The following is a 25,221-nucleotide window of genomic DNA, read 5'->3' as shown; positions in this document are numbered from 1 at the left end:
CTTTTATTTCATAAAATGGAACATCTTTATAACCACATGCATTTAAAAATATTAATAAAAAAAATGTTAAAATAATTAAATGAAGATTAAAACGAGTCATTATATCATCAACGAACTTGCTGATTTTAAACATCATAAACCTTTAAAATTACTTTTTCAATATAAAGAGTTTTTAAATTTGTTTAATCACAATCATCAACAAATGATTACTAAACTTTTTATTAAAAACAATATCTTAATCATTTTAGTTAAACACCATGTTGCTTATATGGAACTAAATCACGATAATACCAAAAAAATGATTAAAAGTCTCATAAAAAACTATACTTTAGCCAAGCCAATGAATAATTTTGCAAAGGTAGAAAACATAAAAATACTTAATGATAAAAACTTTATTTCTAAAAACAATACCATTAGCGAGCATAAAAAAACTTACCTAGAACTTTCTAATGGAAATTTTAAAAATCATTTTGAAAATCCTATTTTATATAATAAATTTGAAGAACTACGAAAGCTTATAAAAAATGCTTGAAAATGAACTCAAAACCTTACCTAATTTGCCTGGCATATATCAGTACTTTGATATTCAAGGTAAACTTTTATATGTTGGTAAGGCTAAAAATTTAAAAAATCGAGTTAAAAGTTATTTTAATTTCACTCCAAAACTTAGCCCTAATCCTAACAATAGCTTAAGAATTCAAAAAATGATTAGTCAAACCCATCATTTAGAATTTATCACCACAAAAAATGAGGCTGATGCTTTAATACTAGAAAATTCTTTTATAAAACAACTTCATCCAAAATATAATATATTATTAAGAGATGATAAAACTTACCCTTATATTTATATAGATTTAAATGAAGATTTTCCAAGGTTTGAAATTACAAGAAAAATCATCAAAAAAAATAAAATAAAATATTTTGGTCCATTTTTTAAAGGAGCAAAAGAGCTTTTAAATGCTTTATATTTATCTTTTGAACTAAGACAAAAAAAATCTTGCAAAGAGCTTTGTCTTTTTTATCAAATCAAGCGTTGTAAAGGTCCATGTGAGCAAAAAATTTCCAAACAAGAATATGAAAAAATTGCCCAAAAGGCTACTCAAGCTCTTTTAAACCCCTTATCTTTAACAAAAAATTTAGAAAATAAAATGCTTGAATATGCAAAGAATGAAAATTACGAAGAAGCAGCTCTTATAAGAGATCAAATCAAAACAATAGAAGATTTAAGTATAAAAATACAAATAGACCTTGCAAAATTAGAAGATTTTGATGTTTTTGCCATATACCATGAAGCAAATATACTCTCTATGGTACGTTTTGTTATAAATAATGGTAGGATAATTAGCTCAAACCATAAAGTGTTAATCCTAAATCATCAAGATGAATTTGACTTAAATGCAATATATAAACAATACATATTGGAAAATTACACCCAAGATAGTCCAATAAATTCAACCCGAATTTATACGCATGAAGAATTTGAAGACATGAACCTTTTGCAAAATTTACTTAGTGAGAGATTTTCTAAAAAATTTCATCTTAAGACCCCAAAACTTGGTGAAAAAAAAGCCTTATGTGAACTTGCGCTAGAAAATGCAAAAATAAACATACAAAAGCACTTGAAAAGTGATGATTATTTATTTTTAAAAGAATTAAAAGAATTTTTTAACCTACAAAATTATCCTAATTATATAGAAATTTTTGATAATTCTCATATGCAAGGTGAAGCAAATGTCGGTGCTTTGGTAGCCTATAAAGATGGAAAATTTGACAAAAATTCTTATAGACACTACCATTTATCCTATAAAAATGATTATGATCAAATGCTTCAAACCCTTAGCAAAAGAGCTTTGTCATTTGATAAAAATCCCCCGCCTGATTTATGGTTAATTGATGGAGGAGACACTTTATTAAAACTAGCAAATGATATCGTTAAAAACTCTGGGGTAAATATAGATATTTTAGCAATTTCTAAAGAAAAAATAGATGCAAAAGCATATAGAGCAAAAGGAAGTGCGAAAGATAAAATTTATACCCAAGAAGGCAAAATTCAACTTTCTACTGATGATAAAAAACTACAATTTTTGCAAAAATTACGCGATGAAGCACATCGCTTTGCGATTAGTTTTCATCAAAAAACAAAAAGAAAACAAGATTTACAAAGTTCTAGACTAATACAACTTGGAATTTCCCAAGGATATATTAAAAAATTTTTAGATTATTATGGTAGTTTTGATAAGATTAGCAAAGCTAGCTTTGATGAATTAAAATCACTTTCCAATGCAAAAATAGCTAAATTAATCAAGGAAAATTTATGATATTATTTATTAGTCTTTTGACTTTAATTTTATGTTTTTTAAATTATTATTTTTTATATCCTATGGATCAAAAATTATTCTTCGTTTATGCTTTTATAAGCATTTTGATTTTTATTATCGCCTGTATTTGTATAATCTCAAAAAAACAAAAAAATAAAAAAAATAAAGCAATAATTCAAGAAATAGAAAAATATTTTTCCTTATCAAAATCAAACTCTTTAGAAGAATTAAAAGAAAATTTAAAATTATCATTTGATTTAACGGGTAAAAAATTACATGAACAAAAGAAGCAAAATCTATATTTAGAGCGAAATTATCAATATCTTACCCATGGTTTAGGTTATCTATATTTAGATAATTCTACTTATATATTAAAACCTTTTACCAAAGATTATAAATCCGACCTAGAGCATAGACACTTTAAAAATATACATGTAGGCATTATCAACAATAATAAAAATGAAAATTTTCTATTGCAGTCTATTTTACTTAAAATGAATATTAGTAGTGAAATTTTATACAAATATAACCAAAAAGATGATAAAAATTATTCTTTTATTATTTCAAAGGAAAAAATACACAATGTTTTAAATTTCACTTTTGAAGAAATTCACATTGAGAAGATTGTTGGTTTTTTAAATACTCATTTTACACAAGAACATTATATTATAAGAGATTGCTATAATGTTTTAATTTTTAAATCTTCTTATTTTGAAAATAATCTTATTTTAAACATAACCAATCAATTTTGTTCTCATAATCAAACCATGGATAATTTAAGTGATTTTAAAAAAGCATTGCAATTTAAATTTAAATTAATTTTAGTAGACTATGAGGTTATAAAATTTGATCTAATGCATACTAGTCAAATTTTACAAGAATACAAGATAAAAAATCCACAAATTGTCATTTTACTTTTTTCTAAAAACAGAGTTAAAGATTGTAATTTCGCAAATTTAATTTTAAGTGATATTAACAAAAGCGAATGGTTAGCATTATTAAAAAAATATATCAATCAAAGCTTAGTTCTATGATTTATAGCCTTATGCAAAGATATAACATCAATATTTTCTAAACTAACACCACTTGGAATACCTTGAGCTATTTGAGAAAAAATCAAATTCAAATCTTTTAATTTTTCTTCTATAAAAAAAACAATAGCATCAGAATTTAAGCCTTGCGTGAAAGCAAAAAATATTTCTGTGGTTTTATTATGCTCAATCATCAATCTTAATTTTATAATATTTTCTTCACTAGTATCATCAAACACAAAATAAAGCCCATCATAACTTCCACTATCTTCTAAAACTAAGACATCTTTAGAATCTTGCACTATACAGATAATGTTATGATTTCTTTCCATATTAGAGCAAACTTCACACAATTCATTTTCACTTAAAGCACCGCATTGTGTGCATTTTTTTATCATTCTAATCGATTCTTCAATATGATAAGCAAGTTTAGAGCCTAGTAAAGGATCTTTTATGCAAATATGATAAGCAAGTCTTAAAGCAGACTTTTTCCCTATAGTAGGCAAAGCAGAAAAGACAGATACCAATTCATTAAATTTCTCTAAACCTTTCAAATTATTTTAACCTTGAAAAAACAATTTTAAAAGTATGATAATCATCTTCATAGCTGTAAGTTAAATTATAACCGTGAAGATTACAAATATTACTAATGATATAAAGCCCTAGGCCCATTCCCTCTACTTGAGTATTTTGCTCTCTCATAAAAGGTTTTAAATAATAATCAAAAGTTTTTTTAAGTTGCACCCCTTTATTTCTAACAATTATATAATCTCCAGAACATATAATCTCGCATACTTTATCGTCTGAATATTTGATAGCATTATCGATTAAATTTTTAAGCATCAAAGAAAAGAGCTCCAAGTCAGCAACTATCATAGTATCTTCTTTATAAGAGATTTTTACTTTTTGATAAAAATCATCTCTCATTAAATAATCTTCAGCTTGTTCTAAAATCAAACTCAAATGATAGGTTTGCAGATTAAGTTGATAATTTCTTGATAAGATTTTTTCGATTTTTCCAAATTCATCAATCAACAATTCAAGTCTTTCAAAAATCGCCACTAAACGATCTTTTTGTTTTTGATTATCCAACATTTCACAAACTATCCTACCTTTTCCAATGGGTGTTTTAAGTTCATGCATAATCATTCTTAAGAAAAATTGTCTTGATTTTACTAATTCTTGTATTTTATTTATAGCATGATCAAATTCGAAAGATATTTCCGAAATTTCATCATTAATCTGAGAGTATTCAGATGAAGATTCAATTTTACCTGCACTAATATTTTTAATTTTCTTTTTTAAAATTTTTAAAGGCATCAAAGATCTTAATACTGAAAAATATAAAAATATAATCAAAAACAAGCCAAAAAAGAAACTTAATAAAAATAAATACTCAAAACGTGTAGACACATTTAACTCATAAAGATGTTTTGTGTTAAACTGTTCTATATAAAAAAAAATTTGATTATGATAAATAATAGAAAAAAAGCTTCCATATAAAGAATTAACCCTAAGAACTTTTTCACCTTTAGCAACAATATGTTTTACATTGCGCTCATTTTCGACTAGCTTAAAAGACTTAGAAAGAAGATAATCATGTATTGAAAAACCTTCTTTTCTTTCTAGATTATATATTATTTTCTCTACAATTTCTTTTTGTCTACTTTGCTCATTAGCTAAATAAGAATCAATCTGAACCTTACCCAAAAGTAAAAATAAAGCACAGACAAATAAAAAAGTTGTTACAAAAAGGACTGTAATCTTAAGGTTAATAGTTACTTTCATCCTATTAATTTATATCCTATTCCCCTAACTGAAAAAATATGTTTTGGTGCTTTTGAGCTGTCGCCAATTTTAGTTCTAAGTCTACCAATAATAACATCTAAGCTTTTAGAATCTTTATCTTTTAAGCTTTTACAATGATATACAAGTTGTTCCCTGCTAACTGAAAAACCATGCTGTCTTATCATATAACTTAAAATTTCATATTCAGCAGGAGTTAAAACCAAAATTTCATCATTATAACTTATTTCATGCCTTTTTTCATCAATTTTAAATGCTGAATTGATTATTTTTTCAGGAGTTTCATTAGTTCGTTTAGAACGACGAATTAAACTCATAATTCTTGCATGCATTTCTTTTGGATCATATGGTTTTGGCAGGTAATCATCTGCACCTATTTGAAGGCCTACAATTTTATCACTCAAATCACTTCTAGCTGAAGAAATAATAATAGGAATACTATATTTTTCTCTTATTTCACGACAAACCTCAAGACCATCAAGTCCGGGTAAAGTTAAATCAAGAATCAAACAATCATAGTTTTTTATACCAGCACTCATTCCCAAATATGGATCTTCATAATTAGTAACTTTTATATTAAATTGAGCCAAATATTCTGCCAAAAACTCTGCAAAACCTGGATCATCTTCGATCATTAAAACATTAATCATTCCTATCCCTTTAGTGAAAATATGTTACAAACTTAACATTATAACACATAATTTAACTATTCATTTATTTTTTTGCTAATATTACAATATTAATTTTTCAAGAGAGGAAAAAAAGTGGAACTTAATTATTATGAAATACTAGAAATTTCTCAAACTTCAAATAAAGAAACCATAAAAAAAGCATATAGAAAGATGGCTTTAAAATATCATCCTGATAGAAATCAAGGAAATAAAGAAGCAGAAGAAAAATTTAAGCTTGTAAATGAAGCTTATGAGGTGCTTAGCAATGATGAAAAAAGAAGTATATATGATAGATACGGAAAAGAAGGACTTAAAAGTCAAACAGGTGGTTTTGGAAATGTTGATTTAGGGGATATATTCTCGAGTTTTTTTGGTGATGGATTTGGTTTTGGCAGCTCAACGCGTAAAAAAGAAAAAGGAAATAAATATCCTCAAGATTTAAAAATAACAACAAAAATTAGCTTTAAAGAAGCTGTTTTTGGTTGCAAAAAAAAGATCGATTTTAGCTATAAAAGTTTTTGTAAATCATGCAAAGGAAGTGGCTCAGAAAATGGAAAATTAGATACTTGTTCTCATTGTAGAGGGAAAGGACAAGTTGGTGTTAGACAAGGCTTTATGACCTTTGTGCAAAGCTGTGATCATTGTAAAGGTAGTGGTCAGATTATAAAAGACAAATGTAAAACATGTCATGGTAATGGCTATGAAGAATTTAAAGACCATATAGAACTTGATATACCAGAAGGTATAGATAGTGGTATGAGTCTTAGAGTGCAAAATAAAGCAAACGAGCTCCCGAATTCTTCTCAAAGAGGTGATTTATATATCAAAATCATCGTAGAAGATGATGATAAATTTATCAGGCATGATGATGATATTTATACCATAGTACCTGTATTTTTCACCCAAGCTGCTCTTGGAAAGACTATTAAAGTATCCACTATAAGAGGAGAGGCCGATCTTAAACTTCCAATAGGTGCGAAAGATAAACAAAAATTCGAATTAACCAATGAAGGTGTTAAAAATATTCACAATGGAAAATTAGGATCACATATTGTACAAATTGAAATAAAATTTCCAAAAACACTTACCGAAGAACAAAAAAATCTACTGTTACAACTTGAAAAAAGCTTTGGCTTAGCAGATGAAGAAGCTTTTATAGAACAAGAAAGCCTATTTGATAAAATCAAATCTTGGTTTAGCCACTAAGGAAGTTTTAAAGCCATCCTCATGGCTTTAAAAATTTCTTCTGTTTTTTGACACTCTAAAAACAACTCAAAAGCAAAAACGCCTTGCCATAAAAGCATTTGTGTACCATCTTTTATTTTCAAGCCATTTTCTCTTGCTAATTTTAAAAAAGGTGTATTTTTACCATAAATCACATCAAAAGCATATTTGGCATGTTGAAAAATATTTTTTAAAATCTCTTCTTGACAAGGTAATTTTGCATCATTTAAACCTGCACTAGTTGTATTAATAATCAAATCAAATTTTTTACTTAAATCAAGTTGAGCATATAAAAAACATGGATAGTTGGCTAAACTTTCAAATCTAGCACTAGAACGATTTGCTATTGTAACTTCAACACTCCTAGATTTTAAAGCATATGCTAAAGCTTTGGCTGTGCCTCCAGCACCCAAAATCAAAGCATTTTTAATAAAAGAAAAATCTTCAATCACCTTTAAAAATCCTAGATAATCTGTGTTATAAGCATAAATTTTATTATCTTTATTTAATAAAGTATTAGCAGAACCTATATGCATAACACTTTCATCTTTGAAATCAGCTATTTCACAAGCTACTTCTTTAAAAGGTATGGTGATATTAGCACCATCTAATTTTTGAACAATTTCTTTCAATTTTGTTTTATCTTTTAGATGATATCTTGTATAAACTGCGCCTTCTTTGAGCACTTGCAAGGCATTATTATGCATTCTTGGAGATTTAGAATGCATAATAGGATCGCCTATAACTGCAAAAATTTTCATTTTACTCTGAATGTAAAAGCACCTTTTGTAATTTTAGAACGTACTTTTTCTAATTCAGCCTTTAATTCACTCTCTTTATAAGGTCCAACTAAAACTTTTGTCAGCTCTTTGCCATTTACTGTTGTCTTATAAATTTTATAATCATATCCATTTTCTTTAAGTATATTTAATTCTTTTGATTTAGGATCTAAACTATTTAAAGAAAAAACTTGAATATAAGCACCTGAAGGAAGTTGTGTTTGAACACTTGGAGTTTTTATACTTTCAAATAATTCATTTGTATTGCTTTGTTCTGGAGTTTTTGGTTTTTCAGAAGGTTTTTGAATCGGTTTTTCTGTAGATTTTTCTATAGGTTTAATCTCTTCTTGTTTTTCTTCCACCTTAGCTGGCTCTTCTTTTGGCTCTATTGTAGTAATTTGATCTAAAACGCTATTGCTTGAAACTCTTTGTTTTTCTTCTATGGTAGTATTTGCATCATTCAAAGAGCTCTCTTCCTTTAATTTCCTAGCTAAAGCTTCAAATTCATCCTCTTCTTTAGCACTATCTGTAATAGGTAAAGAATTAAAATTATTTTCATAAACAGCTTGCTCTTGTGGTTCTGATGGCATTTGCAATGTTTTTTCTTTACCTGGGTCATTAATTAGCTTCATTACTATCATAACAACTAAAAATACAATGATTAAAATAATCGATCTAAGTAAAATTTTTTTAAGTTTTTCACTTTTATTGCTTTTTTGCAAAATAATATCATCAAATTCGTTTTTATTGTTTTCTTCCATTTTTCATCCTTTCAAAATTACATATGTTTAGACCAAGAAGCACCGCGTTCTTTTTGATATACTTCATAAGGCAAGGTTAATATATTAAATTCTCTAGGTATATCCATACTAGGAAAAACCTTCCATTCCACTGGCATTTTTTGAGAAAAGAGCAAAGATAATTTTGAGCCCAAAGAACAAGCCTCGTTAAAGGTTGTATGCCCTTTATGGATGTACAAATGTAAATGATTATTAGTTCTTGTTCTATAAGCAGTAAAATTAATAAAACCTTCTTCTCTTAAAACAAGCTGCGCTCTATGCCAAAAACGCTCTGCATTAAAACCATTATAATCGAATACAATATTTTCAACCTTATCAAAACTATTGATTAAAGAATGCGCCACGATTATCTTCTTTTCCATATGCTCTTGTATAACACTAGCAGTTAATGGAGCATTAACTTTTTCAAATTTATCAAAGAAAATTCTACCTTTGTATTCGTATTTATTTACTATAGTGTCACGTTTTATATAATAATGGCTTGTAACCATTTTAATTAAAGCTAAATCCATTGTTGTAATCAAAATAAAGCCCTTTCATAAATAATAAAATTACTTGCTAAATCCTTCAGTTTAACCTTAATTTCCTCTTGTAATTTTGTATTTTGTATATCATCTAAAATATCAGCTATATAATTTGCAACAATAGTAATTTGTTCTTCTTTAAAACCTCTTGCTGTCAAAGCCGCTGTTCCAAGTCTTAAACCACTCGTTACAAAAGGACTTCTAGTTTCACCTGGAACAGTATTTTTATTAGCTGTAATACCTGCTCTTTCTAGTGCTAAATCTGCATCTTTGCCACTAAATTCTTTATTTAAAAAGCTTAATAAAATCAAATGATTATCAGTACCACCGCTGACTAAATCATATTTTCTATCTATTAAAACTTGCGCCAAAGTAGCAGTATTTTTGATGATCTGCTTAGCATAAATTTTCCACTCATCACTTAAATTATATTTAAATCCAACAGCCTTAGCGGCAATTACATGCATTAATGGACCACCTTGAATGCCTGGAAAAATTGCTGAATTTATCTTTTTAGCAATTTCTTCGTCATTACACATAATAATCCCACCTCTTGGACCTCTTAAAGTTTTATGTGTAGTAGAACTTACAACATGAGCATAAGGGAATGGACTAGGATGTTCACCTGCTACAACCAAGCCTGCAATATGTGCAATGTCAGCAAACAAATACGCACCAACCTCATCTGCTATTTCTCTAAATTTAGGAAAATCAATCACTCTAGGATAAGCACTAGCGCCACAAACAATAAGTTTTGGTTTAATCTCTTTTGCTATCTCTCTAACTTTATCATAATTAATTCTTCCATCAAGCTCAACTCCATAAAAAAAGCTTTCATAAACCTTTCCAGAAGAACTTACTTTAGAACCATGAGTCAAGTGTCCTCCATGGCTTAAATCCATACCCAAAATTCTATCACCTGGATTTAATAATGCCATATACACACCTTGATTTGCTTGCGAGCCTGAATTAGGTTGCACATTAGCAAAATTACAATTAAAAAGTTTTTTGCATCGTTCTATAGCAATCGTTTCAATCTCATCTACAAATTCACATCCGCCATAATATCTTTTACCAGGATAACCTTCTGCATATTTATTTGTTAAAATGCTACCCATTACCTCCATAACTTCTGGTATGGTAAAATTTTCACTTGCTATCATTTCAAGGCCATCGCATTGTCTTGCTAACTCTTTTTGGGTTAAATCAAAAATTTCTTTATCAAAATTTTCCAACATTTACTCTCCTTTTATCTCATTTTTAAGTGGTCTCATAGCTGGGAAAAGCACTACATCACGAATTGATTTTTTATTAATTAAAAGCATAACTAATCTATCTATTCCTATACCTTGTCCTGCAGTTGGCGCCATAGCATAACCTAATGCATTAACAAAATCTTCATCCATTTCACATGCTTCTTCATCACCTGCATTTTTTGCTTCAATTTGCCTTAAAAATCTCTCATATTGATCTAGTGGATCATTAAGCTCGTTAAATCCATTAGCAATTTCTCTACCTGCGATAAACAACTCAAATCTTTCAGCAATATCTGCATCTTTATCACTTCTTCTAGATAAAGGACTTATAGAAATAGGAAAATCTATCACAAAAGTAGGATTAATCAATTTATCTTCAACATAATTATCAAAAAGTTCAGCTTGCAAATGGCCTAATTCTAATTTTTCATTGGCTTCAAATCCATCTTTTTTTAGCTTTTTCAAGATTAATTCTTTATTGTTAATAAGCTCATCATCCAAACCACCATATTTTTTTAATGCGTCTTTATAAGTAATTCTTTCAAATGGCTTAGAAAAATCAATTATTTTTTCATCAAATTCAAGTTTTTTATCTAAATTTAACTTATCTAAAAGCATAGCAAAAAGCTCTTCTGTTAAATCCATTAAATCATGATAATTATGATAAGCCCAATAAAACTCGATTGTAGTAAATTCAGGATTGTGCGTTAAATCCATCCCTTCATTTCTAAAACATCTATTAATCTCATAAACTGCTTCAAAACCACCTACAATCAAACGTTTTAGATATAATTCTGGAGCAATTCTTAAAAATCTTTCCACACCCAAAGCATTGTGATAAGTCACAAAAGGTTTTGCATTTGCTCCTCCTGCAATAGGATGCATCATTGGTGTTTCAACTTCCAAAAATCCTTTATTATCAAAAAAAGATCTAATATAAGAAACGATTTTAGAGCGCAAAATAAAATCTTTTCTCACCACACTATTCATAATCATATCAAGATATCTTTTTCTATATCTTTGCTCAATATCTGTCAGTCCATGATATTTTTCTGGTAAAGGCACTATAGCTTTTGTGGCTATTTGAATTTGCTCTACATGAAGACTAAATTCTCCTGTTTTAGTCATAAAAGGAAAACCTTTAACCAAAACAATATCCCCTACTTCAAGATATTTTTTTAAAACGGCAAAGTATTCTTCCCCTAAAATGTTTTGATTAAAATAAATTTGTAAATTATCTTGCTCATCTTCTATATTGGCAAATACTGATTTACCAGCTATTCTAAGAAGCTTTAATCTTCCTGCTAATATCCCATGAGCGTTTTCATCGCGCTGATTTTCTATATCTTTAATATAGGCAAATTTAGCCTTATATCCACTTATACTCATTTCTTTTTTTAAAAAATGCGGATAAGGGTTGATTCCTAATTCTTTTAACTCTTGTGCTTTTTGAATTTTTTGTTGTTCTAAAATATTATCAAACATTAAACATGCCTTTATTTTTTACTACATTGTGGACATAAACCATAAAGTTGCATCAAATGTCCTGTTAATTTAAAATTATATTCTTTTGCGATTAACATTTGTTGTTGCTCAATAATAGAATTTTCAAATTCTACAATCTCTCCACAACTTTTACAAATTAAATGATCATGATGAGGCTTATTTGCAAGTTCAAATTTCTTCCCTGAAGCACCAAAAGATATAGAAGTAGCCATACCTGATTCTTCTAATAAATTTAAAGTTCTATAAACTGTTGCAATGCCTACATTTAATTCGGGATTTTTTTGCTTTATTTCTACATATAGACTTTCTGGAGTATAATGCATATCACTATTATATAAAGTTTTCAAAAGCACTTCTCTTTGCTTAGTGTATTTTAGACCATTATCTTTAAGTGTTTTTTTAAAACGCTCAAGTAAAACATCATATTCTATATTTTCAATTTGCATTATTTACCTCCAAATTTAGACTTAAATTAGAATCTATAATTTGTTCTTGTATTTTATCTAAACCATTTTGAGTAAAACCGGTATTCATTATAAAATCACCTACTTGTCTAAGCAAGTCTAATGTATAGCTATTTTTAGCATATTTTTCCAAGCTTGAATTTAAAAATTCTATATTATTAACACAAGCTACCAAAATAGCAAAAATTAAAAATATTTTAGCACTACCAAATAAAAATCCACCTATGCGATCTATAAAACCAAGACCACTCACACTGAAAATCTTTGATAATATATTTCCTAAAGCCATACAAGCTATCCAAATTACAATTAACAAAACCAAAAATCCTGCAAAAATCGCAAGATTTTCATTTTCAATTGTATAAAAATTATTATTGATAATTTCTGCTACTTCTTTAGCATATCTTGAGGCAAGTAAAACCCCACCAACTATACCTAATAAACCAAAAATTTCTTTAAACAACCCACTTACCAAGCCTTTTAAGCCTAAAATCGCAGTTAAACCTAAAACAAATACATCAAACCAAGAAAAATTTTCCATCTATATTAAACTCCAAATACTTTATTCAATTATCTTAGGGACTATAAAAAATCCATCTTGAGAATTTGGAGCATACTTACTAACCATATCAATCACATCAGATTTTCTACTTTCATCTAGTCTAAATGGTATTGCAGTATTTGTAGTGCTAGTCATAGCTTCCACATCATCAAGCTTTAGCTCATCTAATTTTTCCACAAAATTAACAATCTGACTTAATTGTTCTTCCAATTCTTGTCTTTTATCATCGGCAATTTTTAAAGCACTTAGCTTTTCAAGTTTAGTCAATAATTTATCATCAATTTGCATAATTTACCTTAAATCTTAATTTTTAACTCAAGAAAACTCTTTTTAGATTAAAAATTATAACATAAAATCATTTATTTTTTCATTTTTATATGTTACAATTATAGATTTAAAACAATAAATAATATTTATTCTTGCTAAAAAAGGGGAAATATGGCTTTAAAAGAAAATCTAAAAGCGGTTCATGCAGAATTAAGCTCTCAAGAGCAAATGATGGAAAATTTTATCAAATCTGAGCGCTTTATAAAAAAATACAAATACTATTTCATTGCAATTATTGTACTTTTAATTGTATATCTTAGTGGAAGTTATTTTTATAATCTAAAACAAGAAAGCAATATTCAAGAAAGCAATATAATTTTTAACAACTTATTGAAAAATCCTTCAGATCAAAAATCAATCGAAGAATTAAAACAAAAAAATGCAAATTTATACACCATATTCATGATGAATCAAAACAGTCAAGATCTTAATCAAACTTTAAATCTTAACATAGATCCTTTGCTAAAACAAATAGTGCTTGCTCAAAACAATCAAAAATCAGACTTTTTGAAAGATTACAATACCTTACTGGCAGGTTTTAATTTTCTAAAGCAAAATGATTTTAAAAATACAGATACAGAATTTAATAAAATACCTATAAATTCTCCCTTATGGCAAATTATTACAAGCTTAAAACATTATCAAGGAATAAAATGAAAAACTTTTATTTATTTATCATCACTTTAATATTTTTTAGCGCTTGTGGCACAAAGAGAGAATATTATCAACCAGCACAAGCGGAACAGCTTCCTTATAGTTCTCAAAGCATTAATGGTAAGATTATAAATTTCAACAACAATATGGCACAATTAAACAATAATTCCTTTATAGATACCATGGGAAATATTATTAATTTTAAACTAGATAAAAATTATCATATTTTAAATATACATCAAGAAGAAGTTCTTATTGGTGATGATAATGGAAATTTTAAGATTTTAAATTTGCAAGGCGATGAATTATTTTCTCATAAATTTAATGAAAGTGTAGTGAGTGCAAGTATAGACGGAGATGATATAGCCTTAATTTTAGCTAGCAATACCTTAGTATATGCAAATAAAAATCTTGGTATTAAAATGCTTCAAAATCTTGGTACAGTCTATGCTCAAGATAGTCGTTATGCTAATCCTTATTTTTTAAATACCATTATCATATATCCTATGCTTAATGGAAAATTGGCCATACTTAATAAAAGCACACTAAAGGTTAGTAAAGAAATTTTAGTAAGCAGTGAAGAATTTTTTAACAATATCATCTATCTTCATGTTAAAAATGATACTATGGTTGCTGCAACTGCGCAAAAAATCATCGTTGTTACCCCAAATAGAACTTTATATTTAAACGAAAATATTAAAGAAGTAAACACTAATGATAATGAAATTTTTGTACTAACAAAAGATGGAAGAATTCTTAAAAATGATTATAATCTTAGAAAAATCGATGAAGTAAAATTTCAGTTTGCTCTGTTTTCCAAAAGCACCTTATATAATGATTCTTTGTATGTTTTTGAAAAAACAGGTTATTTGATCAAGCTAAATACAAATTTGAAAGATTATGCAGTATATAAACTAAGCGATGCCGTTGATAAAAAAAGTTTTATGGCTAATGGTAAATTTTTCTTTCAAGACAAATTTTTACAATTAAACTAAAATGAATCAAGAGCTTAGTGATATTCTTATAAAATATGGGATTATTTTAAAAAATACCAAATCCCTAGATATCCATACTTTTAGTAAAAAGAAAAAATTAATTTGCATTTATGGAGAGAATATAAACAAACAATGTTGTTTGATTTTATTTTCTTTTGCAAAAAGTAAAATTTTAATAAAAGAAAGTTTAAATTTTGAAGCCATCTTTCAAAATATAAGTCAAACTCTAAATTTAAATTTTCAAAATTATTTTATATTCCACCAAGCTTTAATTTGCTCTAAAGCAAAGGAATATCTAGCCACCAAAGGGATTAAAAATTATGCTTTTATGTGATATTGGCAATACAACCGCTAGTTTTCTAAATGAGCAAAAATTTTATTCTATGAGTATTGAGCAGTTTTTACAATACGAACCTGCACAAAAAGTATTTTATATCAATGTTAATCCGAATTTAGAGCAAAGATTAGAACAAAATCCTTTATTTATCAATCTTGCTCCATGTTTTAATTTTGATACTATTTATGAAAATTTAGGGGTTGATAGAGTAGCAGCATGCTATACTATAGAAGATGGTGTTGTGGTTGATGCGGGTTCTGCAATAACTGTAGATATTATTTCTAATTCTATTCATCTTGGAGGTTTTATACTCCCAGGTGTTGAAAGCTACAAAAAATCTTTTTCTAGTATTTCATCGCGCTTAAAATACGAGCTAAATACACAAATTAACTTTGATGCTTTTCCTCAAAGAACTGTTGATGCTTTGAGCTATGGAGTTTTTAAAAGCATATATTTACTTATAAAAGATAGTGCATATGGTAAAAAATTATATTTTACAGGCGGTGATGGACAATTTCTTGCAAATTTTTTCGACTACGCAATTTATGATAAATTTTTAATTTTTAGAGGTATGAAAAAAGCTGTTTGTGAAAATTTTATACTTTAAAATTTATTTCTATACTCCTACTCTTAAAATTATAAGTTTTATTTAAACTCAAAACAACTATATTTTGATATTATTAGCAAAATCAAACACACAAAAGGAATTGATAACAATGGATCAAAAACATTTTGATACCGTGGTAATTGGCGGTGGGATTTCTGGTGCTGCAGCATTTTATGAGCTAGCTAGATATACAAATATTCAAAATATTGCTTTGTTAGAAAAATATAATAGCGCTGCAACTTTAAATAGTCATAGCACAAGCAATTCACAAACTATCCACTGTGGTGATATAGAAACAAACTATACTTTAGAAAAAGCAAAAAAAGTTAAAACAACAGCAGATATGATAGTTAAATATGGTCTTTTGCAAAACGCACAAAATAAATTCATGTACTCACATCAAAAACTTGCACTTGCAGTTGGGGATAAAGAATGCGAGTACATGAAAAATAGATATGAAGAATTTAAAGAACTATATCCTTATATTAAATTTTATACCAAAAATGATATTAAACAAATAGAACCTAATGTTGTATTAGGTGAAGATGGTCTCAATGATAGAGCAGATAATATAGTAGCTATGGGCGTAGAAGAAGGTGAAATTTATACCACAGTAGATTTTGGATTAATGAGTCAAAATCTTATAGAACAAGCTTGTAAACAAGGTAAAAATACCCATGTAGCTTATAACCAGGAAGTTATTTTTATAGAAAAAAAAGATGATATTTTTTATATCAAAACAAAAGATTTTAAAAAATATAGTGCAAAATCTATTATAGTAAATGCAGGAGCGCATTCTTTATTTTTAGCACATAAAATGGGTATAGGATTAGATAAGTCTTGCTTTCCGGTAGCAGGAAGTTTTTACATGGCAAAAAGAAAAATTTTAAATGGTAAAGTTTATATGGTACAAAATCCAAAACTACCATTTGCTGCGCTACACGGCGATCCTGATTTATTAGCTAATATGAATACACGCTTTGGCCCTACTGCTTTAGTTATTCCTATGCTAGAAAGATATCATGGTTTTAAATCACTACCTGAATTTTTCAAAACACTTAACTTAGATATGAATGTAATTAAAATTTGTTTTAATCTTTTTAAGGATTCTACTATTAGAAATTATATTCTTTATAATTATTTATTTGAAATTCCTTATATCAATAAAAAACTTTTTGCAAAAAATGCCAAAAAAATAGTTCCTAGTTTAAAAACAGATGATATTTACTATGCTAAAAAAATTGGCGGAGTTCGTCCACAGGTACTTAATAAAAAAGCAGGAGAATTAATGCTTGGAGAAGCAAGTATCACTGAAATTCCAGGTATAATTTTCAATATGACACCAAGTCCAGGTGCTACAAGCTGTCTTGGTAATGGTTATAGAGATGCAAAACTTATTTGTCAATATTTAGGTGCTAATTTTAATGAGGATTTATTTGCTAGCGAACTGCTATAAAAAGGATGAGGAATGTTAAAAAAAACAAAAATAGTTGCAACGATTGGACCAGCAAGCGAAAACGAAACTACAATAAGACAAATGATTATTAATGGGGTGAATGTTTTTCGTTTAAACTTTTCACACGGAACCCATGAGTATCATAGTCAAAACCTAGCTACTATTAGAAAAGTAGCGACTGAACTTAATACAAGAATTGGAATTTTGCAAGATATTAGTGGACCAAAAATTAGAATCTTAAAAATTCCAGAAGCATTTGAGTTAAAAAATGGAGATAGGTTAGACTTTTACAAAGATACTTTTGAAGGAGAAAAACTTTCTAATGAACACTATAAAGTCTGTATTAATCATCCTGAAATTCTTTCTATGCTAAAGGCTGGAGAATACATCTATCTTTGCGATGGCTCCATTAAAACTAAAGTTATACAAGTAGAAAAAGATTTTATCCAAACCCAAGTGGAAAATAGCGGTGTGCTTAGTTCGAATAAGGGAATTAATTTTCCTAATACGAAAATTAATATCGATGTTATCACCCAAAAAGATAAAGATGATCTTGCATGGGGTATTAAAAACGATGTTGATTTTTTAGCCATCTCTTTTGTACAAAATGCTCATGATATTGATGAAGTTAAAAAAATACTTGGTGAAAATAATGCTAAAATTGCTATTTTTGCAAAAATAGAAAAATTTGATGCTGTTGAAAATATCGATGAAATCATAAATTGCAGCGATGGCATAATGGTAGCAAGAGGAGATTTAGGTATTGAAGTGCCTTATTATAGAGTGCCAAATATACAAAAACTCATCATTAAAAAAGCCAATGAAGCTAACAAGCCTGTCATCACTGCTACTCAAATGCTTTTTTCTCTTGCAAAATCAAAAACCGCCACAAGAGCTGAAATTTCAGATGTTGCTAATGCTGTGCTTGATGGCACCGATGCAGTTATGCTTAGTGAAGAAAGTGCAGTGGGGATTGATCCGGCAAATGCAGTTGATATTATGACTCAAACTATCATTGAGACAGAAAAAAACTATCCTTATGAAAAATTTGAAGCCTTTAAATGTTTTAACGAAACTGATATCATTGCTAAATCAAGCACGCAACTAGCTACTGATTTAAATGCAAATGCAATTTTTACCATCACAAGTAGCGGTGCTTCCGCAATTAAAACAGCAAGATATCGTCCAAAAATGGATATCATAGCTATTACTCATTCCAAAAAAGCTTTAAATTTTTTAAGTATAGTCTGGGGAGTTCAACCTGCTATATTGATAGAAAAACATGAAAATTTAACAGAGCTTTTAAGTAATTCTGTAAAACTTGGAGTTGAAAAAGGTCTTATGCAAAAAGATGGGGTTTACACTCTTACAGCAGGATTTCCAGTAGGTGTTGCAGGGAGTACAAATCTAATTAGAATTTTACAAAAAGATCAAATTGAATATTATTTAAGTTTGGCAAAATAGTCAAACTTAACATTCTTCTTCTATCAAATCACATAAACAATGTATGATTAAAATATGCATTTCTTGAATTCTAGCTGTATCATCACTTGGAATGATTATATTATGTTCACATAATGTATTCATCACTCCACCACCCTTTCCGCTAAGCCCTATACACTTAACACCAATTTCCTTAGCCTTTTCAAAAGCTTTAATCACATTTAGACTTTTTCCACTAGTAGAAATTCCAATCAATACATCATTATCACTAGCTAAAGCTTCAACCTGCCTTGAAAAAACAAATTCAAAACCATAGTCATTTCCTATAGCACTTAAAGCAGAAGTATCAGTACTTAAGGCAATGGCAGCTAAAGCCTTTCTTTCTTTTTTATATCTTCCGCTAAGTTCGGCTGCAAAATGTTGGCTATCTGCAGCACTTCCACCATTTCCACAAATTAAAATTTTTCCGCCATTTTTCAAACATACTTTTAACTCTTGAACAACCGTAGCAATTTGCTCTTTTAAATTCAAACTTTGCTCTAAGGTTTTTTGATGTTGAATAAATTCCTTTTCAATTTTATTTATCATTTGCAATCCTATTAACTATATTAGTAGTGCTAAATCCATCTTCAAAGTTAATTAATTCTACTTTTTTTACTAAATTTGAACCCACTACTTCTTTGCCTTTATAATCAGCTCCTTTAACTAACACATCAGGTTTTAAAAACTCTATCAATTCATAAGGAGTATCTTCATTAAAAACCACTACATAATCTACAAAATACATACTTGCAAGCATACATGCGCGTTGAAACTCTAAATTTATAGGTCTTGAACTTCCTTTTAATCTTTTTATGCTTTCATCTGAATTTAAACCTACAATTAAGATATCTCCTAATTTTTTAGCTTTTTCAAGATATTTTATATGACCATAATGCATAATGTCAAAACATCCGTTGGTAAAAACTACTTTTTTATTTTGTATTAATTTTACAAGCTCTTCTTTGCATTTAATTTTATCTTCAAAAGAAGCTTTTTTTAGATTTTTAATCTCTTCTAAACTTACACTCACACTTCCTACTTTTGCCACTACAACAGCTGCTGCATCATTTGCTAGTTCGCACGCTTTTACAATATCAACTTTTAAAGCCAAAGCATAAGCAAGCATAGCTATAACACTATCTCCGGCTCCTGTTACATCATAAACCTCTAAAGCCTTTGCGGGAATAATATGTATTTTTTTATCAAAAAGTGCAATTCCTTCTTCAGACAAAGTTATAATAGAATAAGCTAAATTTAATTCATCCTTTAATTTTTTTAAAGCTTCTTCTAGGTTGTCAATTTTTTCTACACCCAAAGCTTGAATAGCTTCTTTTTTATTTGGAGTTAGCAAGGTTGCATTTTGATATTTACTAAAATCACTTCCTTTTGGATCAATCAAAATAGGTAAATTTAAAGTATTTGCATGCTCTATCAAAGCTTTTGTTACTTTTAAAGTTAAAACTCCTTTGGCATAATCACTCAAAATAATCACATCATAATCTTTTGCGATTTTTTTATATTCTTTGATAATTTCATCTTCTAATTTAGTATTAAAATCATTCTCATCATCAAGTCTTAAAACTTGCTGAGAATGCGATAAAATCCTGCTCTTAAGAGGGGTTTTTCTACCCTTTTCTACTAATAATTTTGCATTTAAATTCTCTTTTAAAAATCTTCCACTCTCATCATCACCCACAAGTCCTAAAGCAAAAACCTCAGCACCAAGACTTTTTAAATTTGCATATACATTACCAGCCCCACCTAGTCTTTTATCTTCTTTTTGTGATTTCATCACCATTACAGGAGCTTCTGGAGAAATTCTAGTGCAATCACACCATATATAATGATCCACCATAAAATCCCCAACAACTAAAATTTTTGGCTTTTTAGAGCTTAAAAAATCAAGCATTTACTTCCTTTTCATAAAGCCTTTTAATCTCATCTAAATAATCTTTTATACCCTCTTCAAGACTAAAATTAGCTTTATATGAAAAACTCTCATCTAATTTTGCTTGAGTATGAAATTGATAAGCATTTTTATAAGGGTTAGGAATATACTTGCAAGGATAATTAGTATTTAATTCTTTTTGTAAAATATCCACAATATCTTGAAAAGTCCTTGCTTTACCTGTGGCTATATTATAAATTCCACTTTTTGCTTCTAAAGCCTGCAAATTCGCACTCACAACATCTTTAATATACACAAAATCACGATAAATTTGATCACTTCCTTCAAACAAACGCGGACTTTTACCCGCTAAAATTTGATGTCCAAATTGCAAAATCATAGAAGCAGTGGTATTTTTAAAAAACTCTCCCTTACCATATACATTAAAATATCTCAGTCCAATTATATGCATTTTATCAAAGTATTTTTTTGCTAATTTATCCATCATTAGTTTTGAAAACGCGTAAGGATTTTTAGGGGCTTCACTCAAATTTACAGTTTGTGGGCTTGGAGCATCTCCATAAACTGAAGCTGAACTTGCATAGATTAATTTTGCATTAAGCTCCAAAGCAAGTTCTATAAAACCTTTAAAAGTATTTAAATTAGTCTTTAAAACTTTATTTTGATCATAAACTGTTGTGTCTGAAATTGCAGCTTTATGAAAGATGACATCAGGCTTAAAATCTTTTATGACATTTAAAGTCTTTTCATCATTAATATCACCCACATAAAGCTCACCCTCAAAATCTAAGATATTTTTAAAATGACCAAAACTTTCTAAATTTCCATTTTCAAAAGTAACACTTGAGCACATTTTATCTACAATTAAAACTTCATGTTTATCTTGAAGCTCTAAAGCAAGAGCAGAGCCTATAAAACCCGCTCCACCTGTTATCACAATTTTCATTTTCTATCCTTTAAATAATGCAAAAGCTCTTTTAAATTTTTAAAGACCTTATAGTTTTTATCATCATTATAATTTTCATTAATCAAAAATAGATTTTTTATACCAGCATTAATTCCAGCTTGCATATCACTTAAATTATCCCCTATAAAAAAAGATTGCGATAAATCTATATTAAATTCTTTTTGTGCTTTTAAAAGCATGCCGGGTTTTGGCTTACGACATTCACAATTTTCTAAATGCGGGCAGTGATAAATTTTTTTTATTTTAATGTCTTTTTTCAAAAACTCATCTAGCATATACGAGCTTAAAATTTCAAAATCTTTTTCTTTATAATAAGTTCTTGCAATGCCTGATTGATTAGTGGCTACAAAAATTAAAAAATTCTGTTTTTGGAAAAAATTACAAAGTTCAAAAATGCCTTCACAAAATTCAAAATCTTCAATCTTATGAACATATTTTTTATCTATGTTGATAATTCCATCTCTATCTAGAAATAATGCCTTTGTTTTCATAAAAAAATTATAATGTATTTTTTTTAAGATTTCGTAATTTATCAAGTAAAAAAGATTTTTAAGCGACTTTAAATAAAAAAAGTTTATAATTAAATACATTTTATTTTCAATTTATAGAGGAGTGATACAATGAAAAAGTTACTTGTTTTATCGGCTTTAGCATGTCTTGGTGTTTCAGCTTTTGCTGCAGATGGTGCTACACTTTATAAAAAATGTGCAATATGTCATGGTGCTAAAGCAGATAAAGTCTATCTTAATAAAGTTCCTGCTTTGAATACTTTAACTGCAGCTGAAAGATTGCAATATTTGAAAGACTATGCAGCAGGTAAAAGAAATGCTTATGGTCAAGGAGCAATCATGAAAATCAACCTTAAAGGTTTAACAGAAGCAGATTTTAAAGCAATTGAAGAATACATTGAAAGTTTAAAAAAATAATTTAACAGCCTTTATGGCTGTTTTTGTTCTTTTCTAAAGCTTCTTTTCTTCTTTTTTCTAAAATCACTGCATCATTTAAAGCATCTTCACTATCATTTAAAGTAGTAAATTTATAATCATCGTCAAATTGTTTATTCTTTATGCCCCAAAGTAAAGCGCAAATTGCCAAAAATAAAGCAACCAAAGAAACACCTATCATCATCATTAAAACACCATTCATTTTTTAATCCTTAAAGCATTTAAAATCACTATTATGCTACTAAAAGACATTGATAAAGCTGCAACCAATGGGTTAATCAAACCAAAAAAAGCCAAAGGCATACTCAAAGCATTATAAAATAAAGAAAAAGCTAAATTTTGTTTAATAATCTGATAAGTTTTTTTGGCTATTTGTGTAGCTTTTTGCAAGCTTTTTAAGTCATTTTTTAACAATATAATATCACTATTTTCCATGGCAAGTTCTGAACCTTCCTTTAATGAAACCCCTACCCCTGCATAAGAAAGCGCTAAAGTATCATTTACTCCATCTCCTACCATTAAAACTCTACCTACTTGATTTAAGTTAGCTATTGTTTGCATTTTATCTTCTGGCATACAAGAGGCTTTATAGTTGCTTATTTTTAATTTTTTTGCGACTCTTTCTACAGCAAAAGAATTATCCCCGCTAAGCATATAAATTTGCATTTTTTGATTTTTAAGAAAATCGATCAACTCTTTAGAATTATCTCGAATTTTATCCTTTAGCTCAAACACCGCCATAATCACTTTGTTTTTTGCAAAAATAAAATGAGTATTTTCAAAGGATTGGGTTTGAATATAGTTTTCTTTTAAAAATTTCTCATTACCACCAAGCCATTCATCATTTCCTAAAAATGCCTTATATCCTCTTGCCTGGAAATTTTCCACCTTATCAAATTCAATTCTATCATATTGATTTATATTTAAAAATCGCAAAATACTTTTTGCAACAGGGTGGCTGGTTAAAGATAAAAAACTCACCAATTCATTATGATCTAGCGTTTCATCTAAATAGTGTTTTTTTACCTCCAAGCTTGCCTTTGTCAGCACTCCTGTTTTATCAAAAACCGCTATATTACATTTACTTAAATCCTCTACTACACCAGCTTCTTTAAACAAAATCTTTTCTTTCAACCCTGCACTAATTGCTACCAAAGAACTTACAGGAGTGGCTAAAGCCAAAGCACAAGGACATGCAATAATCAATACCGAAACCATGCGTACCATGGCCTCTTCAAAACCTAAATTTAATACAAAAAAAGTAAAAGCAAAACACAATAAAGCGCAAGTTAAAATAATAGGTGAGAAATACCTACTCACTTGCTGCACCATTTTTTCTATTTTTGCTTTTTTGGTACTTGAGTTTTCAAGTAAAGTGATTATCCTTGCTAATTTAGAATCCTGATAAAGTGCATTTGCCTTATATAAAGCATTACCACTTAAAACCAAAGAAGCAGAATATACAACATCATTTTTTTGCACATCAAGTGGTAAGCTTTCTCCGCTTAAACTAGAAACATCTAAACTTACATTACCACTGATACACACCCCATCAATTAGTATCTTATCTCCTTCTTTTAATTCGATAATATCTCCTATTTCAACTTCTTCAACATCGGTGTTTTTGATTTCTCCATTTTTTAAAACTCTTACCTCACTTACTAAAAATGAACGCAAATGATCAAGCGTATCCAATGCTCTTTTTTTACTCAAAAGCTCTAAGTATTTTCCTATAAAAACAAAACAAACAATCATTGCCACAGAGTCAAAATACACCTGTGAAGCCCTTGAAAACATAGCCCAAATAGAATAAATATAAGCCAAACTTGCTCCGCTAATAACCAAAGTATCCATATTGATATTCTTAAATTTTAAGGCATAATAGGCGTTTTTATAAAAAACAGATCCTGTATAAAAAAGCACAGGAGTACACAACAAAAACTCCGCAAAATGTAAAATATCTTTAGTATCTGCGTCCATACCACTAAAAAAACCCGCATACTTTGCAACAGAAATCCACATAATATTCATCACACAAGCTATAGCAACGATTAATTTTGCATAAAAGTCTCTTTTGGTTTGTGTTGCTCTTTGTTCATTTTTGGTAGGCAAATACACACTCGCTTTATAACCTATACTTTCTATATTTTGTATAATTTGTGCTAAGTTAATACTTTTATCATCAAAAACAATCCTAGCCTTATGAGTGATAGAATTAATATCAACCTCAACCACTCCTTCACTTTTAATGAGAATTTTCTCATTCAGCCAAACACAAGCAGCACAGTGAATTTCTTCTATAAGCAAAAAGATTTCGCTAAAGCCTTCTTTGGTTTTTTGAATATACTTACCATAGTCTTTGTTGACATGTTCTATAGTCACTGGATTTAGAGTTTGATTACCTAGTTTTTCATAAAATTCCTCCAGATTGTTATCGCGTAAAATTTCATAAACACTCTCACAGCCTTTGCAACAGAAATAATTTCCATTTTTTTCTATCATTTGTTCTTGTTTAAAACTTAATTGACAATGTTTGCATTTCATTTTAGACTTTCGTTGTTATTTTTTACTATTTTATCATTTTTTTAAAACAGTAATT

28 protein-coding genes are annotated in these 25,221 nt (G+C 28.5%); 11 read left to right on the top strand and 17 right to left on the bottom strand.

The window, feature by feature from the left end:
• Positions 1–79 precede the first annotated feature (79 nt).
• Genes CSUB8523_RS02600 through CSUB8523_RS02590 form a run of 3 tightly spaced genes read left to right on the top strand, consistent with a single transcriptional unit; the run spans position 80 to position 3,352 of the window.
• Entirely contained in the window at positions 80–532 is a 453-nt protein-coding gene (locus CSUB8523_RS02600; RefSeq protein ID WP_039663153.1) for a hypothetical protein, read from the top strand.
• Positions 525–2,318, top strand: a complete 1,794-nt coding sequence (uvrC, locus tag CSUB8523_RS02595; protein WP_043019522.1) for an excinuclease ABC subunit UvrC — start codon at positions 525–527, stop codon at positions 2,316–2,318. The genes CSUB8523_RS02600 and uvrC overlap by 8 nt, the downstream gene beginning before the upstream one ends.
• Positions 2,315–3,352 carry a hypothetical protein gene (locus CSUB8523_RS02590; RefSeq protein ID WP_043019521.1) on the top strand — a complete coding sequence of 346 codons (1,038 nt, stop codon included), beginning with the start codon at positions 2,315–2,317 and terminating at the stop codon, positions 3,350–3,352. Before uvrC ends, CSUB8523_RS02590 begins: the two co-directional genes overlap by 4 nt.
• Here CSUB8523_RS02590 and CSUB8523_RS02585 read toward each other — a convergent pair.
• Genes CSUB8523_RS02585 through CSUB8523_RS02575 form a run of 3 tightly spaced genes read right to left on the bottom strand, consistent with a single transcriptional unit; the run spans position 3,334 to position 5,805 of the window.
• Positions 3,334–3,903 carry a recombination protein RecR gene (locus CSUB8523_RS02585; protein WP_043019520.1) on the bottom strand — a complete coding sequence of 190 codons (570 nt, stop codon included), beginning with the start codon at positions 3,901–3,903 and terminating at the stop codon, positions 3,334–3,336. The genes CSUB8523_RS02590 and CSUB8523_RS02585 overlap by 19 nt on opposite strands.
• A 1-nt stretch (position 3,904) precedes the next feature.
• Positions 3,905–5,137, bottom strand: a complete 1,233-nt coding sequence (locus CSUB8523_RS02580; RefSeq protein ID WP_043019519.1) for an ArsS family sensor histidine kinase — start codon at positions 5,135–5,137, stop codon at positions 3,905–3,907.
• Positions 5,134–5,805, bottom strand: coding sequence for a response regulator transcription factor (locus CSUB8523_RS02575; RefSeq protein ID WP_043019518.1), 672 nt, complete (start codon positions 5,803–5,805; stop codon positions 5,134–5,136). The genes CSUB8523_RS02580 and CSUB8523_RS02575 overlap by 4 nt, the downstream gene beginning before the upstream one ends.
• A 114-nt stretch (positions 5,806–5,919) precedes the next feature.
• On the opposite strand from CSUB8523_RS02575, the gene dnaJ reads away from it, so the two are divergent.
• The gene (gene dnaJ, locus CSUB8523_RS02570) at positions 5,920–7,032 is read left to right on the top strand and encodes a molecular chaperone DnaJ (protein WP_043019517.1); all 1,113 of its coding nucleotides are present in this window, start codon (positions 5,920–5,922) and stop codon (positions 7,030–7,032) included.
• Here the strand turns inward: dnaJ and CSUB8523_RS02565 are convergent.
• From CSUB8523_RS02565 to gatC, 8 genes are read right to left on the bottom strand one after another with little or no spacing between them, the layout of a single operon-like run.
• Positions 7,029–7,811 carry a shikimate dehydrogenase gene (locus tag CSUB8523_RS02565; protein WP_039663139.1) on the bottom strand — a complete coding sequence of 261 codons (783 nt, stop codon included), beginning with the start codon at positions 7,809–7,811 and terminating at the stop codon, positions 7,029–7,031. The two genes, dnaJ and CSUB8523_RS02565, sit on opposite strands and share 4 nt — an antisense overlap.
• Positions 7,808–8,590: an SPOR domain-containing protein gene (locus CSUB8523_RS02560; protein ID WP_039663137.1), complete on the bottom strand. Its 783-nt coding sequence runs from the start codon at positions 8,588–8,590 to the stop codon at positions 7,808–7,810. Before CSUB8523_RS02560 ends, CSUB8523_RS02565 begins: the two co-directional genes overlap by 4 nt.
• Positions 8,591–8,607: 17 nt before the next feature.
• Entirely contained in the window at positions 8,608–9,153 is a 546-nt protein-coding gene (locus CSUB8523_RS02555; protein ID WP_012661221.1) for a DUF1882 domain-containing protein, read from the bottom strand.
• On the bottom strand, positions 9,150–10,391 hold the full coding sequence (locus CSUB8523_RS02550) for a serine hydroxymethyltransferase (RefSeq protein WP_039663134.1): 1,242 nt from the start codon (positions 10,389–10,391) through the stop codon (positions 9,150–9,152). The genes CSUB8523_RS02555 and CSUB8523_RS02550 overlap by 4 nt, the downstream gene beginning before the upstream one ends.
• Entirely contained in the window at positions 10,392–11,894 is a 1,503-nt protein-coding gene (gene lysS, locus CSUB8523_RS02545; protein ID WP_039663132.1) for a lysine--tRNA ligase, read from the bottom strand.
• 11 nt (positions 11,895–11,905) lie between these two features.
• Positions 11,906–12,361, bottom strand: coding sequence for a Fur family transcriptional regulator (locus tag CSUB8523_RS02540; protein WP_043019516.1), 456 nt, complete (start codon positions 12,359–12,361; stop codon positions 11,906–11,908).
• Positions 12,351–12,920 carry a CvpA family protein gene (locus tag CSUB8523_RS02535; RefSeq protein ID WP_043019515.1) on the bottom strand — a complete coding sequence of 190 codons (570 nt, stop codon included), beginning with the start codon at positions 12,918–12,920 and terminating at the stop codon, positions 12,351–12,353. Before CSUB8523_RS02535 ends, CSUB8523_RS02540 begins: the two co-directional genes overlap by 11 nt.
• A 21-nt stretch (positions 12,921–12,941) precedes the next feature.
• The gene (gene gatC, locus CSUB8523_RS02530) at positions 12,942–13,229 is read right to left on the bottom strand and encodes an Asp-tRNA(Asn)/Glu-tRNA(Gln) amidotransferase subunit GatC (protein ID WP_043019514.1); all 288 of its coding nucleotides are present in this window, start codon (positions 13,227–13,229) and stop codon (positions 12,942–12,944) included.
• 150 nt (positions 13,230–13,379) lie between these two features.
• Here gatC and CSUB8523_RS02525 point away from each other — a divergent pair, with 150 nt between their 5' ends.
• The 6 genes from CSUB8523_RS02525 (at position 13,380) to pyk (ending at position 18,781) form a co-directional block, all read left to right on the top strand.
• Positions 13,380–13,925: a hypothetical protein gene (locus CSUB8523_RS02525; protein WP_043019513.1), complete on the top strand. Its 546-nt coding sequence runs from the start codon at positions 13,380–13,382 to the stop codon at positions 13,923–13,925.
• The gene (locus CSUB8523_RS02520) at positions 13,922–14,917 is read left to right on the top strand and encodes a hypothetical protein (RefSeq protein WP_043019512.1); all 996 of its coding nucleotides are present in this window, start codon (positions 13,922–13,924) and stop codon (positions 14,915–14,917) included. Before CSUB8523_RS02525 ends, CSUB8523_RS02520 begins: the two co-directional genes overlap by 4 nt.
• A gap of 1 nt (position 14,918) precedes the next feature.
• A complete protein-coding gene (locus CSUB8523_RS02515; RefSeq protein ID WP_043019511.1) occupies positions 14,919–15,251 on the top strand; it encodes a hypothetical protein in 333 nt (110 codons plus the stop codon).
• On the top strand, positions 15,238–15,861 hold the full coding sequence (locus tag CSUB8523_RS02510; protein WP_043019510.1) for a type III pantothenate kinase: 624 nt from the start codon (positions 15,238–15,240) through the stop codon (positions 15,859–15,861). The genes CSUB8523_RS02515 and CSUB8523_RS02510 overlap by 14 nt, the downstream gene beginning before the upstream one ends.
• A gap of 109 nt (positions 15,862–15,970) precedes the next feature.
• Positions 15,971–17,317 carry an FAD-dependent oxidoreductase gene (locus CSUB8523_RS02505; protein WP_043019509.1) on the top strand — a complete coding sequence of 449 codons (1,347 nt, stop codon included), beginning with the start codon at positions 15,971–15,973 and terminating at the stop codon, positions 17,315–17,317.
• Positions 17,318–17,329: 12 nt separating this feature from the next.
• A complete protein-coding gene (gene pyk, locus CSUB8523_RS02500; protein ID WP_043019508.1) occupies positions 17,330–18,781 on the top strand; it encodes a pyruvate kinase in 1,452 nt (483 codons plus the stop codon).
• 6 nt (positions 18,782–18,787) lie between these two features.
• Here pyk and gmhA read toward each other — a convergent pair whose 3' ends face one another.
• Genes gmhA through CSUB8523_RS02480 form a run of 4 tightly spaced genes read right to left on the bottom strand, consistent with a single transcriptional unit; the run spans position 18,788 to position 22,211 of the window.
• Positions 18,788–19,348, bottom strand: coding sequence for a D-sedoheptulose 7-phosphate isomerase (gene gmhA, locus CSUB8523_RS02495; protein WP_039663111.1), 561 nt, complete (start codon positions 19,346–19,348; stop codon positions 18,788–18,790).
• Positions 19,338–20,711 carry a D-glycero-beta-D-manno-heptose-7-phosphate kinase gene (gene rfaE1, locus CSUB8523_RS02490; RefSeq protein ID WP_043019507.1) on the bottom strand — a complete coding sequence of 458 codons (1,374 nt, stop codon included), beginning with the start codon at positions 20,709–20,711 and terminating at the stop codon, positions 19,338–19,340. The genes gmhA and rfaE1 overlap by 11 nt, the downstream gene beginning before the upstream one ends.
• Positions 20,704–21,657 carry an ADP-glyceromanno-heptose 6-epimerase gene (rfaD, locus tag CSUB8523_RS02485; protein WP_039663107.1) on the bottom strand — a complete coding sequence of 318 codons (954 nt, stop codon included), beginning with the start codon at positions 21,655–21,657 and terminating at the stop codon, positions 20,704–20,706. Before rfaD ends, rfaE1 begins: the two co-directional genes overlap by 8 nt.
• Positions 21,654–22,211, bottom strand: coding sequence for a D-glycero-alpha-D-manno-heptose-1,7-bisphosphate 7-phosphatase (locus CSUB8523_RS02480; RefSeq protein WP_043020344.1), 558 nt, complete (start codon positions 22,209–22,211; stop codon positions 21,654–21,656). Before CSUB8523_RS02480 ends, rfaD begins: the two co-directional genes overlap by 4 nt.
• An 87-nt stretch (positions 22,212–22,298) precedes the next feature.
• Here CSUB8523_RS02480 and CSUB8523_RS02475 point away from each other — a divergent pair, with 87 nt between their 5' ends.
• Positions 22,299–22,604 (top strand): cytochrome c553, encoded by a 306-nt coding sequence (locus CSUB8523_RS02475; RefSeq protein WP_043019506.1) that lies wholly within the window; start codon positions 22,299–22,301, stop codon positions 22,602–22,604.
• 1 nt (position 22,605) lies between these two features.
• Here CSUB8523_RS02475 and ccoS read toward each other — a convergent pair whose 3' ends face one another.
• Complete coding sequence (ccoS, locus tag CSUB8523_RS02470) at positions 22,606–22,824, bottom strand: cbb3-type cytochrome oxidase assembly protein CcoS (protein WP_039663103.1); 219 nt, start codon at positions 22,822–22,824, stop codon at positions 22,606–22,608.
• A complete protein-coding gene (locus CSUB8523_RS02465) occupies positions 22,821–25,166 on the bottom strand; it encodes a heavy metal translocating P-type ATPase (protein WP_043019505.1) in 2,346 nt (781 codons plus the stop codon). The genes ccoS and CSUB8523_RS02465 overlap by 4 nt, the downstream gene beginning before the upstream one ends.
• Positions 25,167–25,221 lie beyond the last annotated feature (55 nt).

The organism is Campylobacter subantarcticus LMG 24377 (genome assembly GCF_000816305.1).
Lineage (GTDB): Bacteria > Campylobacterota > Campylobacteria > Campylobacterales > Campylobacteraceae > Campylobacter_D > Campylobacter_D subantarcticus.
Note: the sequence above shows the minus strand (reverse complement) of the source record. Positions and strands in the feature narration are given on the sequence as shown.

Coding starts and splice junctions, on each gene's coding strand:
- CSUB8523_RS02600 (WP_039663153.1), top strand. CDS start 80: ATGAAGATTAAAACGAGTCATTATATCATCAACGAACTTGCTGATTTT.
- uvrC (WP_043019522.1), top strand. CDS start 525: ATGCTTGAAAATGAACTCAAAACCTTACCTAATTTGCCTGGCATATAT.
- CSUB8523_RS02590 (WP_043019521.1), top strand. CDS start 2,315: ATGATATTATTTATTAGTCTTTTGACTTTAATTTTATGTTTTTTAAAT.
- CSUB8523_RS02580 (WP_043019519.1), bottom strand. CDS start 5,137: ATGAAAGTAACTATTAACCTTAAGATTACAGTCCTTTTTGTAACAACT.
- CSUB8523_RS02575 (WP_043019518.1), bottom strand. CDS start 5,805: ATGATTAATGTTTTAATGATCGAAGATGATCCAGGTTTTGCAGAGTTT.
- CSUB8523_RS02565 (WP_039663139.1), bottom strand. CDS start 7,811: ATGAAAATTTTTGCAGTTATAGGCGATCCTATTATGCATTCTAAATCT.
- CSUB8523_RS02560 (WP_039663137.1), bottom strand. CDS start 8,590: ATGGAAGAAAACAATAAAAACGAATTTGATGATATTATTTTGCAAAAA.
- CSUB8523_RS02550 (WP_039663134.1), bottom strand. CDS start 10,391: ATGTTGGAAAATTTTGATAAAGAAATTTTTGATTTAACCCAAAAAGAG.
- lysS (WP_039663132.1), bottom strand. CDS start 11,894: ATGTTTGATAATATTTTAGAACAACAAAAAATTCAAAAAGCACAAGAG.
- CSUB8523_RS02540 (WP_043019516.1), bottom strand. CDS start 12,361: ATGCAAATTGAAAATATAGAATATGATGTTTTACTTGAGCGTTTTAAA.
- CSUB8523_RS02535 (WP_043019515.1), bottom strand. CDS start 12,920: ATGGAAAATTTTTCTTGGTTTGATGTATTTGTTTTAGGTTTAACTGCG.
- gatC (WP_043019514.1), bottom strand. CDS start 13,229: ATGCAAATTGATGATAAATTATTGACTAAACTTGAAAAGCTAAGTGCT.
- CSUB8523_RS02525 (WP_043019513.1), top strand. CDS start 13,380: ATGGCTTTAAAAGAAAATCTAAAAGCGGTTCATGCAGAATTAAGCTCT.
- CSUB8523_RS02520 (WP_043019512.1), top strand. CDS start 13,922: ATGAAAAACTTTTATTTATTTATCATCACTTTAATATTTTTTAGCGCT.
- CSUB8523_RS02515 (WP_043019511.1), top strand. CDS start 14,919: ATGAATCAAGAGCTTAGTGATATTCTTATAAAATATGGGATTATTTTA.
- CSUB8523_RS02510 (WP_043019510.1), top strand. CDS start 15,238: ATGCTTTTATGTGATATTGGCAATACAACCGCTAGTTTTCTAAATGAG.
- CSUB8523_RS02505 (WP_043019509.1), top strand. CDS start 15,971: ATGGATCAAAAACATTTTGATACCGTGGTAATTGGCGGTGGGATTTCT.
- pyk (WP_043019508.1), top strand. CDS start 17,330: ATGTTAAAAAAAACAAAAATAGTTGCAACGATTGGACCAGCAAGCGAA.
- gmhA (WP_039663111.1), bottom strand. CDS start 19,348: ATGATAAATAAAATTGAAAAGGAATTTATTCAACATCAAAAAACCTTA.
- rfaE1 (WP_043019507.1), bottom strand. CDS start 20,711: ATGCTTGATTTTTTAAGCTCTAAAAAGCCAAAAATTTTAGTTGTTGGG.
- rfaD (WP_039663107.1), bottom strand. CDS start 21,657: ATGAAAATTGTGATAACAGGTGGAGCGGGTTTTATAGGCTCTGCTCTT.
- CSUB8523_RS02475 (WP_043019506.1), top strand. CDS start 22,299: ATGAAAAAGTTACTTGTTTTATCGGCTTTAGCATGTCTTGGTGTTTCA.
- ccoS (WP_039663103.1), bottom strand. CDS start 22,824: ATGAATGGTGTTTTAATGATGATGATAGGTGTTTCTTTGGTTGCTTTA.
- CSUB8523_RS02465 (WP_043019505.1), bottom strand. CDS start 25,166: ATGAAATGCAAACATTGTCAATTAAGTTTTAAACAAGAACAAATGATA.